Here is a 14,954-nt window from a genome sequence, read left to right as displayed (position 1 = left end):
GCCATGCTGTCACGCGTTGCAGAGAACCTCTACTGGATGGCGCGCTATATTGAACGTGCGGAAGACACTGCCCGTTTGCTGAGTGTCAATAGCCACCTTATGCTCGATTTGCCGGGTCGCTTACCGCTCGGTTGGGCACCCCTTATCGAAATGACCGGCAGTCTGGAAGCCTTTACCGCACGCCATAAAGACTTTGATGAACGCAATGTGGTGCACTTTTTATGCGCTGATACTGACAATGATATTTCGATTATCTCTGCGCTTGCCAGTGCCCGTGAGAACCTCAGAACCACTCGGGATGTGGTGCCCCGGGAGATTTGGGAAGAGGTTAACCAGCTCTATCTGAGCGTGGCTGATCATGCCGAAAACGGTGTTAGTCCACGCCGTCGCGATAGCTTTCTCAAAAGCGTCATCCGTAGCTGCCAGGCGTTGACGGGCCTGATTGAAGGCACGTTAAGCCATGGCCCTGCGCGTACCTTTATTGAGCTGGGGCGTCAGTTAGAGCGGGCCGATATGACTACTCGCATCGTGGATGTGCGCTCTGCCAGCCTGCTGCCGCAAAACCCTGAAGAGCTACTGCCGTTTGAAAACCTGCAGTGGATGAGCGTACTCAAATCGCTCACCGCCTACCAAATGTACCGTCAGCAGGTACGCTTACGCGTTCGGGGCCCGGATGTGCTGCGCTTTTTGCTGCAAGATCCTAATCTGCCACGCTCCATTGCCTGCAGCTTGGAGACGCTGGGCCATGAGCTGACGCTACTGCCAAGACAGGATCGACCGGCAGCGACCGTTTCACTGGTGCGCGCCGATGTGGTGGATGCCGATATTCAAGCGCTGGCCCACTCACCCAGCAAGCTGCACCTGTTTATCGACGAACTGCAGATCGGCTTTGCCGCTATCCACGATACTCTTAGCGCAACCTACTTTGTGAATGACGACAGCGTGCCCCGCGTCACCCAAAACCAGAGTCAGAGCCAGAGTCAAAGCCACGCAGGGGATAACGATAACGACTAACCAGTGGGGGAGTCGCGCTCTAGCGGGCTGGCGGCCTGCACGATTCGATGCAGGTACGCCAGCTTCTCGCGCACCGCTGGGGCAAGCACTCCTGGGGCCAAATCGAGCAGGCCCATATCCCGGTTGAGCTCATTCACTGCCATCCCTACCTGATGAAAGGCAATCAGCATGCTCTCCAGACTGCCGTCGTACTCAACGGGGGTAATGCCCATGTGCAGTGCGGTATCCAGCACGGCGACTATATCCAAGTAGTAGGCAAATGTTTCAGCAAAATCTTCCCAGGGGTGCATGGTGGCGTAAGCAGAGATGAAGCGATTAGGCCAGTCGCTGGGCGCCCCCTGCTGGTAGTAGCGCTCTAACGCTTCGGCATAGGTTGGCCGGTGGTGATTGCCAAATACCGCACGGCAATTTTCTTCATCGCGATCCTTAACCAATACATCCCAATAGTAGTGGCCGATTTCATGGCGGAAATGACCAATTAATGTGCGATGGGATTCGTTCATGTCGACCCGCAAACGCTCGCGTTCAACGTCGTCGGCTTCTTTGATGTTGATGGTGATATGCCCTGCTGCATGGCCGGTATACACCTTCTCTGGCTTGGCGGTGGAACGCCATAAGCCCTGGTCGGGGAGGGCATCAGCCATAAATGAGAAGCTTAACGGCACAGCAATGTCGTCGTCTTTGGTACCGTGGGGAAGTTTAAGTAGATCCAGAGTATGAAAAAGGCGCCGTTTAGCAGCCTCTAGTGCCGCCCAACGCTCACGGTGGCCTGCAATATTGAGGTCGGGTATTACTTCGTTGTAACGACAGCAGTCGCAGAGCGTGTCCGCTTGGCCGTGTTCCATCACCACCAGCCGATTACATACGTTTTCAACAGCGTAGTTGTGGCACTTCATTAGCGCTGTATCGCAACCCGGGTGGGTACAGCGATAGCCGCCGTTATCCAAGGGCTCAATGGCCACGATATTGCTACAAGCAGGGCACCAGCCTACTTCTGACTGACAGGCAAGGCAGTGGGTGTTTTCGTAGAACAGCGGATTGCCACAGCGGCAGTGAAAGGTCTGCATAGATAATTCCCTGTGTTTAAACACGCGCTTTCGCCGTGGGCGATCCGCAAGCCTGCGGCACACTGATTAGCCGAAGCATAGCCAGCGTGGTGCCACAATGGAAAGGCTAATTGACGTCCTGGCGTAGATTTTGTTTACTCATGAGATACTTGGTTGACGTTAACGTCAACTTGCTGCTATACCCTGTGTACTTGCCTTACCGCGATGCGTTTTAAAAACAGCTTTTTTAATACTCGCACCCATAACAACCACAACCATAAATAGGAGCAACGCTATGTCCGTTCGCGAAATTCCCATGTATATCGATGGCCAGCCCGTGCAGTCACAGAGCCAGGAGTGGCGCGACGTGGTCAACCCCGCGACGCAAGAAGTAGTGGCTCGAGTGCCGTTCTGTACCGCTGACGAAGTAGAACGCGCTATCAGTAGTGCCAAAGAGGCGTTCAAGGAGTGGCGTAAAGTGCCGCTGGGGAAACGCATGCGCATCATGCTCAAGCTGCAGGCGCTGATTCGCGACAATACCGCTGAACTGGCGGCACTTATCACCGAGGAGCATGGTAAAACCCTGCCCGATGCGGAAGGCGAAGTGGGTCGTGGTCTGGAAGTGGTAGAGCACGCTTGTTCGATTACTTCGTTGCAGTTGGGTGAATTAGCCGAAAACGCTGCCAACGAGGTAGACGTTTACACCATGCACCAGCCGCTGGGGGTGGGGGCTGGGATTACCGCCTTTAACTTCCCGATTATGTTGCCCTGCTTTATGTTCCCGCTGGCGATTGCCACCGGAAATACCTTTGTGCTTAAGCCCTCCGAACAGGATCCCAGCTCCACCATGCGCTTAGTGGAGCTAGCCCATGAAGCGGGTATCCCAGCGGGCGTGCTCAACGTAGTGCACGGTGGCCCGGACGTGGCCAATCAAATTGCCGATCATCAGGATATCAAAGCGCTCTCGTTCATCGGCTCTACCCATGTGGGGTCGCTGCTGTATAACCGTGCAGCAGCGGCGGGCAAGCGCATGCAGGCGATGATGGGCGCCAAGAATCACTGTGTGGTTATGCCTGATGCTAACCGTAGTCAAGCGATCAACAACCTGCTGGGCTCAGCTTTTGGCGCTGCGGGCCAACGCTGCATGGCGAACTCGGTAGTGGTGCTTGTCGGCGAGGCACGCGAGTGGCTAAGCGATATAGTAGATGCGGCGCGAGCAATGAAAGTAGGCCCAGGCACTCAGCTTGATGCGGACTTGGGCCCGCTGGTGTCACCTGCTGCCCGTGATCGTGTACTACGTTTAATCGATGCAGGGGAGAAAGAGGGCGCCAAACTGATGGTTGATGGTCGCAAGGTTCAGGTAGAGGGTTACCCCAACGGTAACTTCGTGGGGCCGACCCTGTTTGCCGATGTAACCGCCGATATGACCATTTATCGCGAAGAGATTTTTGGCCCCGTGCTGTGTGTGGTCAGTGTTGAAACCCTGGATGAGGCGATTGCCTTTATCAATGCCAATCCCAACGGCAACGGTACCTCCATCTTTACTAACTCAGGCTGGGTAGCGCGCCGGTTTGAAACCGATATCGATGTTGGACAAATTGGTATTAACGTGCCAATCCCCGTACCGGTCGCTTACTTTAGTTTCACCGGGTCAAGGGCTTCAAAGCTGGGCGATTTAGGGCCCAATGGTAAGCAGGCGATTGCATTCTGGACACAAACAAAAACCGTAACGGCACGTTGGTTTGAACCCGAGAATGTTTCCAGCGGTATTAATAGCACGATTTCGCTGGGTTAAAAAAGTGGCGCTAACTGGCTCCGCTTAAGCGGGGCCAGTTGCTAACGAGGTCGGTTAACCGCTTGGCAGATCAAGCCAGGTGGCTGGCTTAAAAGTTGTCAAACAGCGGAAGGCTCTCTTCAAGCAGCTGTTCAATGGGGCCGAGCTGGCTTTCATGCAATACTAACAGCGACTCCTTACCCATAAAGTGTTCAGCAGGGGGGACGAGCAGAGCAAACTCACCCTCTTCAAGGTGAAACTCATGTATTTCGCGCATTCCCAGCGGAGTTACACACTGCGTGCAGCGGTAGGTGTCATCTTCGCCATAAATCAGCCGATGGTACATTTTAAACAGCGTATATAGTGCCAAACCACCCTCAAAGGCTGGCCAGCGCGCAGGGGTCTCGCGAATATCGTTGGTAAGGTCTTGCCCTTCGGCTTCGGCGTCTGCAATTGCATTGGCAAGCGGGGCGGCAAGAATGGCGCTGTTGTCGGCAGGTAACGGTGTGTTGTGCTTAGAAGCGTGTTCAAAATCTTGTACAGCGCGCTTAAAGTCAGGAACGCCATCAAGAGTATAGTCGACATGCTGGAGGTCTTCGGGCTCACAGCCGCCATTTTCCCAGCCATGAATGACGCGAAGTGTCATTTGACCCCGTGTCATTGGGCGGGCAAGCAGCATATGTAGCATTATACGAATGTGCAGCTGACGCTCATCGGTATCATTTTCAAATGCTCGGTAAGGGTCAGTAAACAGCTCGTTTAGACGACCGGGGGTATGTTCCTTGGCTTCGTTATGGCTCATGACAGTGTCCCTTTGAACGAACTGTTTATTAAGAGTAGCGCATGTTTTTTTGTCACAGAACGAATCTTCAGTATGGCGAGTAGGGCGGCTGAATAAAAGCCTCTTAATTCAGCTTTTTGTTACACAACCGCTAAGCCGTTTTTATGAGATGGCTAAACTTAACAAGAAAGAGGTGAGCATGTCTTCATCATTAAGTCGTTTTAACGTGCCTGAAACATTGGATGACCTGCCTGACGATATTCGCAATACCATTTTGACCGTTCAGGGTAAAGCGGGTTTTGTGCCCAATGTCTTTCTGATGTTGGCCCATCGCCCTGCTGAATTTCGTGCTTTTTTTGCCTATCACGATGCGTTGATGGAGCGCGAATCAGATACCCTCACCAAAGCCGAAAAAGAGATGATTGTAGTGGCTACCAGCGCACGTAATCGCTGCCTATATTGTGTGGTTGCTCACGGGGCACTGGTGCGCATTTACAGTAAAGACCCGCTACTCGCTGACCAAGTGGCGATCAACCATCGGGTGGCGCCGATTAGCGAGCGCCACCGGGTGATGCTCGATTTCGCCATGCACTGTGCCATCGATGTGGGTGAAATGACTGATGAATGGCTTGCCCGCCTGCTGGAAGTAGGCTTTAGTCAAGAGGATTGCTGGGATATAGGCGCGATCGCGGCGTTTTTTGGCTTGTCGAATCGGTTGGTTACCCTGGCAGGTACGCCACCCAATGAGGAGTTCTACCTGATGGGGCGAGTGCCTCGCTAAGAGGCGACCAGCGCACCTTAACTTTACTAAGCTATGATTTTGATTGAGAATAGTTCTTGAGACAGCGCTTCGAACAGTACCCAAAAACGTACTTAGAAAAAGCGCTTAGCAAAACACCTACATTCACTGTCGCCAGGGGAGCCCTGCATAAAAGGGCTGAGATGCGGCTACGCAGACCCTGGAACCTGATCCGGTTCGTACCGGCGGAGGAAGTGCGACATGCTTTACCTAACGTTAGCCGTGCTTGGTGCGGCGCTGTGCTGCTTTGCTTACTTAGGCCTCCGGGCTCGCTGGGTGAATGGCCCACTTGATGACTATGTCACCGCCCGTAACTCGCAAACGGCATCTACCCTGGGGCTCTCCTTCCTTGCCTCCGGCATGGGCGCATGGATTCTCTTTGCTCCTCCTGAAATCGGCGCCTTTGTTGGCCCGCTGGCCCTGGCAGGCTATGCATTAGGCTCTGCGCTGCCGTTTATCGTCTTGGGGCTGTATGGGCCGAAGATTCGCCGGGCGCTGCCCGAGGGGCGCAGCATCGCCGAGTTTGCCGAAGCGTGCTATGGCCCTGGTGTAAGGCGCTGGGTAACGCTGGTATCAATCGCCTATATGGCGTGCTTTTTAGCTGCCGAGCTAACCGCTATTGGCGCCATTACCGCGCTGCTTTCCGATGTGCCCCCCGCACTGGTGATTATTGGCGTGGCGCTTACCACGCTCATCTATACTGCGGCAGGTGGTCTACGGGCCAGCCTTGCCACTGACCGTTGGCAGGCGTGGTTGTTACTGGTACTGCTGTGTGTGGTCGGTGGCATGGCCCTATGGCGGCTTCCCACTATTCCCAACGAGGCTGCGCTTCCTGCCATTCCCATCACCAGTGCGCTCAGCGTAGCGTTAACGCTAGTGATCGCGGTTACCGCGGCCAATCTCTTCCATCAAGGCTATTGGCAGCGCGTGTGGGCCGCTCAAGACGATCAAAGCCTGGGGCGCGGGGCATGGTTAGGTGGCGCAATGACGGTAGTCGTCGTCATGGTGATTGGTGGTCTGGGTGTATTGGCCGCGATAAGTGGTGTGCCATTAGGCGAGCCGCCGATGCCATTTTTTGCCCTGTTAAGTGATGCTCCTGTTTGGCTGACGCTACCCGCCTTGGTATTAGCGGTGACCTTGGTGGCCTCCAGTGTTGATACGCTGCAAAATGGTATTGCCTCGTTGGTGGTCGCGCGCAGCGAGCAGCAGGGCGTATCACTGGTGGCTGCCCGCTGGGTGACAGTGGTAGTAATGGTACCGGTGGTATTAATTGCCTTGCAGGGGTTGTCAGTACTGCGTCTGTTTTTGATTGCCGACCTGCTGTGTGCTGCCATTGTGGTACCTGTGCTGTTGGGCCTGTGGCAACGAATGACGCCACTGGCCGCCATTGTAGGTGGCATCGCGGGGCTGCTGGGTGCCATTCTCCCAGGGTGGTTAAGCCAAGGAAGCTTGGTCGCCGGGATGGTGGCCGCCAGTTTTCCGGGCAGTGTCCCTACCTTGGGGCCATTCGTCGGGGCGTTAATCGCCTCAACGCTGGTGAGTGTGCTGTTAGCCTACTTAACGCTAGCTATTCGCAAGGACATCCATGATTCGAACTCTTCTGACTACCCCTGAAGGTGAGACCCACGAGGGGGATGAAAGCCTGTTGGCTGTCTGGCAGGCGACGCCTGGCAGCCATATCTGGATCGATATGCAGGGCGAGTCCCAACAAAGCGAGCGGGCGATTTTAGAGGCGTTTGAGTTTCACCCCATGGCGATTCAAGATGCCCACAAAGAGCGCCATCCGCCAAAAATTGAAGAGTTTGATAATCACACCTTGATTATTTATCGTGGCATCTCCTCCTTTGATGCCGAACTAAACTATCTGCCTCAACAGGTCTGTTTCTTTGTGGGGGAGCGATTTCTGGTCACCCTCCATCCCGGCCAAGCGCTCTCCATAGAACGGCTATTCAACGAGCACGGTAAAGCCTTGCTGGCCCATTCGCCGGAACATGTCGCGCTGCGGGTGATGTATATTTCTGCGGGCTTTTATATCGATAGCCTGCTTGAGTTCGAAACGGCGTTAAGCGATCTGGAAGACGAACTGCTGGAAAATGGTAATGATGTGCTAATGCGCAAGATCATCACTTACCGTTCCCGGCTGGTTAAAATGCGCCGCATCTTTAGCTACCACCAGGGGATTACCCAAGAACTCACCGCTTATGACTATGAGCATTTACCGCGGGAAGAGAGCGAAACCCTGCACGCCATCAACGATGTAGCGGATCGCTTCGAACGCCTCTACACATTGACCCAAATGTACTACGACATTTGCGGTGACCTAATCGATGGCTATATCTCTATTTCCTCCCACCAGCTAAATATCACCATGCGGGTGCTCACGGTGATTACCGCGATTTTTGTGCCGCTCACGTTTATTGCCGGGATTTACGGTATGAACTTCGAAAATATGCCCGAGCTGCGTTATCAGTATGGCTACTTTTTTGTCTGGGGAGCCATGTTGGGTATTGCGGGTGTCATGATTTGGCTATTTAAGCGCAAGCATTGGTTTTAAGGACAGGTTTTAAGGACAGGTTTTAAGGACGGGGTTTAGTCTCCCCATAGAACGACTCCAGGAAACAAAAAGTTGACCCATGCATAGGTGGTCGGTGGCTGAGTGTGGCATCCTCTCCAGCGACCAAGACTATAAGGCATAAAGCCGTCGACTAGCGTTTTCACTGGGAGTTGTTCCATGACGATTATGATTATCGGGCTGCTGATTTTTTTAGGCAGCCACTCTGTACGTATCTTTGCTGAAAACTGGCGTCAGCAGCAGATTGCGAAACATGGCGAAACCACTTGGAAAGTCGCCTATTCGGCGGTATCCATCGTTGGCCTGGCCATTGCTATATACGGTTTTGGCCAGATGCGCCTTGATCCCATCTATATCTGGTACCCGCCAATGGGAATGCGCCATGCGGTGGCGCTGCTGATGGTGCCGGCCTTTATTATGCTGGTGGCGGCATACATTCCGCATAACGCGATTAAGGCCAAACTTGGCCATCCGATGATGCTGGCGGTGAAAGTCTGGGCTTTTGCTCACCTGCTGGCCAACGGTCGCTTGGGTGATATTATCTTTTTTGCTGCCTTTCTTATCTGGGCTATCCTGGCGTTCAAAGCCGCCAAAAAACGTGGCCGTCTTGCACCGCCCGCGCCCGTCAGCACCCATAAAATGGCCACCATTGTTACCGTACTCGTCGGCTTGGTAGCGTATGTGGTGTTTGCCTTTTACTTGCACACAGTACTGATTGGCGTCCCTGTTTTTAGCTAATCTATTTTTAGCAGTTTGACGTTAGCCCAACCTAGGAGTCACTCCATGGCCGAGACAACACACACGGTGCCCACCACAATGGCTGCTATGCTTTTGATCGGACATGGCGGTATCGAAAAGCTGGAATACCATCAGGATGTCGCCACGCCGCAGCCCAAGGCGGGCGAAGTGCTGGTGCAGGTGACCGCCACGGCGAAGAACAACACTGATCGCAAAGCGCGTGAAGGGCTGTACCCTACCAAGGACAAAGGCGATGTCACGTCCTTTGCCATGGGAGGTACGCCAACCTTAACTTTCCCGCGTATTCAAGGCGCCGACGTCGCTGGCCGCATAGTGGCGGTGGGAGAGGGCGTTGACGCTGAGCGCATTGGTCAGCGAGGTTTGCTGGATTTTAATATTTACGCCGATGAACGCCGTGATATTAATCTAACCCCGGATTACTATGGCCATGGAGCCGACGGCGGCTTTGCTGAGTATATCGCTGTGCCTGCTGATCAGTTTTATCACGTGCCCAACCCCGAGCTTCACGACGCTGAATTGGCCTCAATGGGCATGTGCTCTTATCAAACGGCTTACCACATGATGACTGCCGCCAAGGTGAGTGCTGGCGAGCGTGTGCTGGTCAGTGGTGCTAGTGGCGGTGTGGGCACCGCGCTCATTCAGCTCTGCCGTATTGTGGGAGCGGTTCCGTATGCCGTTAGCCAGTTAGATAAAGCCGAGGCGCTCAAAGCACTAGGCGCAGAAGCGGTCATTGATCGTGGCGACCTACCGACGTTTGTTGACCGGGTGCTGGAAACCACTGGCGGCAAACCAATCGATGCGGTGATGGACTTAGTCGGCGGTGAGATGACCAACCTGTTTATTGACACCATGATTGTCGATATGCAGGGGCGTAAGAGCTACCCCCGTCTCTCCATTGCTGGTGCCAGCGGTGGCAACCTTAGCGAAATGATGTGGACCCGCGTGTACCTTTACCAAGTACAGATATTTGGCGTTTCCCATGGCACCCGCGAAGAGGCCGAACAGCTGGTGGCGTGGATTCGCAGTGGGGAATTAAAGCCGGTACTTCACGCCGCTTTTAAGCTTTCTGACCTGCATGCCGCCGAGCGCTATTTTGTTAACCGGGGCAGCAATTATCTGGGCAAAATTGTGCTTGTTCCTGATGCTCAGTGGGCATCTCACGGTGCGCCGTTCGCCCTTGAAAATCCTTCTTCTGCCGTTTAGGAGCGCCGCTAGTGCATAACCTTCATACCATCCAGCTAATGGACACTCATGCCGGTGGTGACGTTAGCCGTATCGTCACAGGGGGGATTGATATTCTGCCTGGCGCCACCGTTCGCGAGCAGATGGAGTACCTGCGTGATGACGCCGACGGTTTGCGCCGCCTGCTGCTCGAAGAGCCCTACGGCATTCCGGAAATGTCGGTCGACTTGTTGGTGCCGGCCACTCACCCTGAGGCGGTGGCGGGTTACATCATTATGGAAGTGATGGGGTACCCTATTTACTCTGGCTCCAACACGCTGTGTACCGCCACGGCCGTGCTGGAGAGCGGCATTGTGCCCAAGCAGGAAGGCATACAGCGCTTTAAGCTTGAAGCGCCGGCGGGGCTAGTGCAAATCGAAGCGAAGGTACATAACGGTGTGGTGGAGTCGGTTACTTGTGGCGGCCTTCCCAGCTATATCGATACCTATCGCGATACGATTCAAGTGCCGGGGATTGGCGAAGTCACCTATTCGATCGCCTATAGCGGTGGCTTTTACGCCTTGGTCGATGCAACCGAGCTGGGCTTTAAGTTGGTGCGTGATGAGGAGCGCGCACTTTCAGAGTGTGCCTACAAAATTGTTGAGGCAATAAAAGCGCAGCGGGGCTTTTCTCACTACACTCTGGGCGATGTGGGGCCTCTGCCATTTTTGCACTTTATGGGGCCTGAAGAGGAGATAGGGGAGGGGTATACACGTTCACGGTCAACGACCTACGTTCATCCAGGCGTTATTTGCCGCAGCACAACGGGCACCGGCACCTCGGCACGTCTAGCGCTAATGAACTACGAAGGGCGTTTGAATGTAGGTGATAAGCTAGAGACGGTGTCACTGCGTGAGACGGGGTTTATCGGCACCTTCATTGGCACCCATCAGGAAGGGGCTTACCAGGTAGTGGAAAATACCATTACTGGCCGCAGCTATGTATTGGCCCACTCGGATATTGTGATTAACTGTGATGACCCGATGGTCGCGTGTGGCGAGCTACACCATATCTTGCGCGACCGTCACTCGCCGGAAGCCCTGCCTTTAGAAACATAGCCGTTAGAAACATAGCCTTCGGCTATTAAGCGTTCCCATACCGGGGTCTTTTCGGCCTCGGTCATGCTGCCCCAAACCGCAATTTCATCCAGCGTGCGACCACACCCTTCGCACACCGATGTTGTTGGTTCAATCTGACAGATTTGTATGCAGGGCGAAAGGGGGCGCTGAGCAGGAGGTGCGGCGTCTTTAGTCATTAAGATGCCGAGACCTTACCGCGCAGCGATTTAATTTTGCCCTTACGGGTTTTGTGATCGACGCGGCGTCGCTGTGAACCTTTGGTGGGCTTAGTGGCACGGCGTGCTTTTTGCTGCTTGGTGGCACTCTGTATCAGTTCTTTTAAGCGTGCCAACGCATCCTCTTTATTCAGCTCAAGCTTACGATGGCTCTGGGCTTTAATAATCACCACGCCCTCTTTACTGATGCGCTGATCGGACAGCGCCATTAAGCGCTCTTTGTACAGCGGTGGCAGTGTTGAGCTAAGAATATCGAAGCGCAGATGTACCGCTGAAGCGACTTTATTGACGTTCTGGCCGCCCGCGCCTTGGGCGCGAATCTGGCTAATATCAATCTCCCAATCAGCCAGGGTAACATTGCTAGAAATGGTGAGCATTAATGGCCCCTGTGTTACTCGTGAACCCATAAGGCTAGCACAATTGACACACCTGAGACGAAGGAGGGCTTTCAGCACTTGTGGGAGAGAGTTTCAGCTCGCGAATGTGTGGGCTACCAGCCTGATGAGACTATGGGGCGCTTGCAGCCCTGATGTTTAGCCCACGTTTTAGCGCGCCCGGTTAGCCAGCTAGATTGTTGACTGGCTGACCATTAATGTAGGCCAGCAGGTTACTAAACGCATCGCCAAAGTAGAGCTCGTAGCTATCCTTTTCCACATAGCCAAGGTGTGGTGTGGCGACCAGATTGGACAGTCCCAGCAGTGAGTTTTCGAATACAGGTTCTGCATCGAATACGTCTACCGCAGCTTGACCGGGTCGCCCGGCTTTTAGTGCTCTTTCCAGCGCCCCAGGTGCCACTAGCTGAGAACGGCTGGTATTCACCAACAGAGATGTGGGCTTCATCTGGTCGAGGGTTTCAGCGTTGACGATACCGCGAGTATCGTCGTTTAACCGAAGGTGTAGGCTGAGTACATCCGCACGCTGGAACAAATCGGCCTGATTTTTGGCTACCTCTAGTCCAGCATCTGAAGCGCGCTGGCGGGTACCTTCTCTTCCCCACACCAAAACGTTCATTTCAAATGCCTGGCCATAGCGCGCGACTAAGCTGCCGATTTTGCCATAGCCAAAAATGCCTAGGGTGCGGCCTTTAAGGCCCGTGCCTAAGGTACGCTGCCAACGGCCCGCTTTCAGGTTCTCGACCTCTGCGGGTATATGGCGCATCGCGGCAAGCACCAAGCCCCAGGTTAGTTCTGCCGCAGCATAGGGCGAGCCAGTTCCCGTCATGACAGTGATGCCATGACGGCGGCAAGCCTCCATATCCACGTGCGCTGCACCGCCACCCGTTTGGCTAATGACTTTCAGGTTGGGCAAGCGTTCAAGCAGGGCGGCCGTGATAGGCGTGCGTTCACGGATGAGTACCAACGCCTCGGCATCCTGAAAGCGCGCGCTCAATGCATCCAGGTCAGTAAGCGTATCGTGATAAACCGTTACCTCTTGGCCTTCTAGCTGCTTGAAAGCGTCTAAACTGCGCACACAGTCCTGATAATCATCAGCAATGACAATTTTCATTGAATCGGTTCCTTGTTGGGCAGCATATGTTTGTAAAACGCGTCTATGCTGGCAATGCTGTTGTAAAGTGATAGCTGTTATAGGTTGATAATACGCCTAAACCCATTACTCAGGAGTCAAAAATGAGCAACTACCTATTGGATGATTCCCCACTAAGCCCAGGGGTTATTTATCGGTTGCTGTCGGGCACTGTTTGCCCCCGGCCTATTGCCTGGGTGTCTACCCAGAATAAGCAAGGAAATACCAATTTGGCGCCATTTTCCTTTTTTAACGTGGTCAGCGTGAATCCACCGGTGCTGGCGTTTTCTCCACTGCTGAATGGTAGCGGCGAACTTAAAGATACCGTGCGCAATTTAAAAGAAGTACCTGAATGTGTCGTACATGTGGGTAGTGAAGGGTTGATAGAAGCGCTCAATACCACTAGCGCCAGCTTGCCGCCAGGAGAGGATGAGTTTGCGCTGGCCGACCTTGAAAAAGCTGAGATGCCTGGGGTCAGCGTGCCACGCATTGCCAACGCTCCCGTGGCGTTTGGTTGCAAACTATTCGATATGATTAGCTTTGGTGACCAGCCGCTAGCAGGTACTTTGGTGCTGGCTCAGGTTGTCTCCATCCATATTGACGATTCGCTGTGGGATGGTCGCCATGTAGATATGGATCGACTCAAACCTGTTGGTCGGCTTGCAGGCAGTGATTACATCCGTATCAGTGACCGTTTCGCCATCGAAAGACCTGCTTAAAAGCATAATTTTGCGCTAATGGCGGGTGTGATATCAACTGTTACAATCTAAGTAATATTTGTTACTTAGCAACCGACGATAATTAATCTTTAGTCGTATATCCTCCCGCCGATAGAGATAAGAACTGGTTGGTGATTTCGAACGCGTGCGGTGTTAACCATTGCACGTATTCGATATTGCCATTTATGTAGTGGGGAAGTGATCTAGCCAGCAAGGAGCAGATCAATGCAACGATTGGGAATCGGGTTGTTAATAAAAGCCTTGTCACAAAAGGTCTTATTAAGAAAATACTTATTGAATATAGCATTAGCAGTGGGAATGTTTGTTCCACTTCTTGCGCAGGCAGAACTGAGTTTCGGTATTGTTGCTCCTTCCAGCGGTGGGGCCGCACCGCTAGGATTGGGTATGCAAAAAGGTATCGAGACCTACTTTGCCGAAGTCAACGAGGCAGGCGGGGTTAATGGTGAAACCCTGGCGTTAATTGCCCGGGATGATCAGTACAAACCGCTGCAGGCCGCCAGTAATACCCGACAGTTGATTCAAGAGGATGAAGTGCTCGCGGCGATCGGAAATGTCGGCACTCCGACGGCCACCGTTACTATTCCCATCTTTAACGAATATGAAACGCTGCTGTATGGCGCTTTTACTGGCGCGGGTGTGCTGCGCAAGACGCCGCCTGACCGCTACGTGATTAACTACCGGGCAAGCTATGTACAAGAAACCGCCGCCATGGTGGACGGGCTGTTGGAGGCAGGTGTTTTGCCCGAGGAGATCGCCTTCTTTACGCAGAACGATAGCTTTGGCGATGCAGGATACAATGGCGCCACCCAGGCATTAACTGCCCATGGCGTCGACAATATCGCGGCACTGGCTCATGGCCGCTTTACTCGCGGTACACGTAATATTCACCAGGGCTTAGCGACCATTCTGGAAGCGCCGGTAACACCACGCGCCGTTATCATCGTCGGTACTTACGGCCCTGCAGCGGACTTCATTCGCGAAGCGAAAAATGACCTACCTGATACGCTATTTCTGAACGTTTCTTTTGTGGGCAGCCAAGCACTTATGGATGAACTTGGCGATCTGGCGGAAGGTGTCATTATTACCCAAGTCGTCCCCCCGCTAAATGCCGACCTGCCCGCCGTTGAGGCCTACCGCAAAGCGTTGGAAACCCATGCCCGTGGTAGTGAACCTGACTTTATTTCCCTGGAAGGTTATTTGGCGGCAAAACTCTTTGTTGAGGGCGTAAGAGCGGCCGGTGCTAACCCTGACCGTGAGGCGATTGTGGATGGTCTGCTTGGGTTGGGCTCGGTTGATATTGGTTTGGAAGAGCCGTTGAGCTTGGGGCCAAATGACCATCAAGCCAGTGATGCGGTATGGCCAACCATTATTAAAAACGGCCGTTTCGAGTCGGTGGAATGGGCAAGCCTGTTGCCCTAAAGCTTACGTTA

General features: G+C 53.6%; 15 protein-coding genes and 1 riboswitch. Of the genes, 10 read left to right on the top strand and 5 right to left on the bottom strand.

The features are described from left to right. The first annotated feature begins 3 nt into the window (after positions 1 to 3). On the top strand, positions 4 to 1,014 hold the full coding sequence (locus LMS44_RS15920; protein WP_009288212.1) for an alpha-E domain-containing protein: 1,011 nt from the start codon (positions 4 to 6) through the stop codon (positions 1,012 to 1,014). On the opposite strand, the gene LMS44_RS15915 is transcribed toward LMS44_RS15920, so the two are convergent. Then, a complete protein-coding gene (locus tag LMS44_RS15915; protein ID WP_159177106.1) occupies positions 1,011 to 2,081 on the bottom strand; it encodes a zinc-binding metallopeptidase family protein in 1,071 nt (356 codons plus the stop codon). The two genes, LMS44_RS15920 and LMS44_RS15915, sit on opposite strands and share 4 nt — an antisense overlap. A gap of 274 nt (positions 2,082 to 2,355) precedes the next feature. Here LMS44_RS15915 and LMS44_RS15910 point away from each other — a divergent pair, with 274 nt between their 5' ends. Continuing rightward, a complete protein-coding gene (locus LMS44_RS15910) occupies positions 2,356 to 3,855 on the top strand; it encodes a CoA-acylating methylmalonate-semialdehyde dehydrogenase (RefSeq protein WP_009288214.1) in 1,500 nt (499 codons plus the stop codon). Positions 3,856 to 3,943: 88 nt separating this feature from the next. Here LMS44_RS15910 and LMS44_RS15905 read toward each other — a convergent pair whose 3' ends face one another. Then, positions 3,944 to 4,636, bottom strand: coding sequence for a hypothetical protein (locus tag LMS44_RS15905; RefSeq protein WP_009288215.1), 693 nt, complete (start codon positions 4,634 to 4,636; stop codon positions 3,944 to 3,946). A 178-nt stretch (positions 4,637 to 4,814) separates the two neighbouring features. On the opposite strand from LMS44_RS15905, the gene LMS44_RS15900 reads away from it, so the two are divergent. The 6 genes from LMS44_RS15900 to LMS44_RS15875 all read left to right on the top strand — a co-directional run bounded on the left by LMS44_RS15900 (position 4,815) and on the right by LMS44_RS15875 (position 11,024). Then, on the top strand, positions 4,815 to 5,396 hold the full coding sequence (locus LMS44_RS15900) for a peroxidase-related enzyme (protein ID WP_027960035.1): 582 nt from the start codon (positions 4,815 to 4,817) through the stop codon (positions 5,394 to 5,396). Between the two features lie 124 nt (positions 5,397 to 5,520). After that, a riboswitch (TPP riboswitch) is annotated at positions 5,521 to 5,626 on the top strand. Then, a complete protein-coding gene (locus LMS44_RS15895; protein ID WP_159177105.1) occupies positions 5,616 to 7,028 on the top strand; it encodes a sodium:solute symporter family transporter in 1,413 nt (470 codons plus the stop codon). It overlaps the preceding riboswitch by 11 nt. Further along, positions 7,000 to 7,968: a magnesium/cobalt transporter CorA gene (gene corA, locus LMS44_RS15890; protein WP_022522538.1), complete on the top strand. Its 969-nt coding sequence runs from the start codon at positions 7,000 to 7,002 to the stop codon at positions 7,966 to 7,968. Before LMS44_RS15895 ends, corA begins: the two co-directional genes overlap by 29 nt. Positions 7,969 to 8,145: 177 nt before the next feature. Then, a complete protein-coding gene (locus LMS44_RS15885) occupies positions 8,146 to 8,724 on the top strand; it encodes an NnrU family protein (protein WP_009288219.1) in 579 nt (192 codons plus the stop codon). A gap of 45 nt (positions 8,725 to 8,769) precedes the next feature. Then, on the top strand, positions 8,770 to 9,948 hold the full coding sequence (locus tag LMS44_RS15880; RefSeq protein ID WP_159177104.1) for an alcohol dehydrogenase catalytic domain-containing protein: 1,179 nt from the start codon (positions 8,770 to 8,772) through the stop codon (positions 9,946 to 9,948). Between the two features lie 11 nt (positions 9,949 to 9,959). Beyond that, the gene (locus tag LMS44_RS15875; RefSeq protein WP_201304233.1) at positions 9,960 to 11,024 is read left to right on the top strand and encodes a proline racemase family protein; all 1,065 of its coding nucleotides are present in this window, start codon (positions 9,960 to 9,962) and stop codon (positions 11,022 to 11,024) included. Here LMS44_RS15875 and LMS44_RS15870 read toward each other — a convergent pair. The 3 genes from LMS44_RS15870 to LMS44_RS15860 form a co-directional block, all read right to left on the bottom strand. Beyond that, positions 10,991 to 11,221 (bottom strand): DUF1289 domain-containing protein, encoded by a 231-nt coding sequence (locus tag LMS44_RS15870; RefSeq protein WP_159177103.1) that lies wholly within the window; start codon positions 11,219 to 11,221, stop codon positions 10,991 to 10,993. The genes LMS44_RS15875 and LMS44_RS15870 overlap by 34 nt on opposite strands. Next, positions 11,221 to 11,637 (bottom strand): alternative ribosome rescue aminoacyl-tRNA hydrolase ArfB, encoded by a 417-nt coding sequence (arfB, locus tag LMS44_RS15865; protein WP_027960041.1) that lies wholly within the window; start codon positions 11,635 to 11,637, stop codon positions 11,221 to 11,223. The genes LMS44_RS15870 and arfB overlap by 1 nt, the downstream gene beginning before the upstream one ends. Before the next feature lie 181 nt (positions 11,638 to 11,818). Then, complete coding sequence (locus LMS44_RS15860) at positions 11,819 to 12,766, bottom strand: D-2-hydroxyacid dehydrogenase family protein (protein WP_159177102.1); 948 nt, start codon at positions 12,764 to 12,766, stop codon at positions 11,819 to 11,821. Positions 12,767 to 12,888: 122 nt separating this feature from the next. Between LMS44_RS15860 and LMS44_RS15855 the strand changes: the two genes are divergently transcribed. Both LMS44_RS15855 and LMS44_RS15850 read left to right on the top strand, forming a co-directional pair. Continuing rightward, positions 12,889 to 13,503 carry a flavin reductase family protein gene (locus LMS44_RS15855; protein WP_476488373.1) on the top strand — a complete coding sequence of 205 codons (615 nt, stop codon included), beginning with the start codon at positions 12,889 to 12,891 and terminating at the stop codon, positions 13,501 to 13,503. A gap of 318 nt (positions 13,504 to 13,821) precedes the next feature. Continuing rightward, positions 13,822 to 14,943 (top strand): ABC transporter substrate-binding protein, encoded by a 1,122-nt coding sequence (locus LMS44_RS15850; RefSeq protein WP_236557326.1) that lies wholly within the window; start codon positions 13,822 to 13,824, stop codon positions 14,941 to 14,943. Positions 14,944 to 14,954: the final 11 nt, after the last annotated feature.

The organism is Halomonas profundus (assembly GCF_020865425.1).
Taxonomy (GTDB): domain Bacteria; phylum Pseudomonadota; class Gammaproteobacteria; order Pseudomonadales; family Halomonadaceae; genus Vreelandella; species Vreelandella titanicae.
This window is presented reverse-complemented; position numbering and strand designations above follow the sequence as displayed.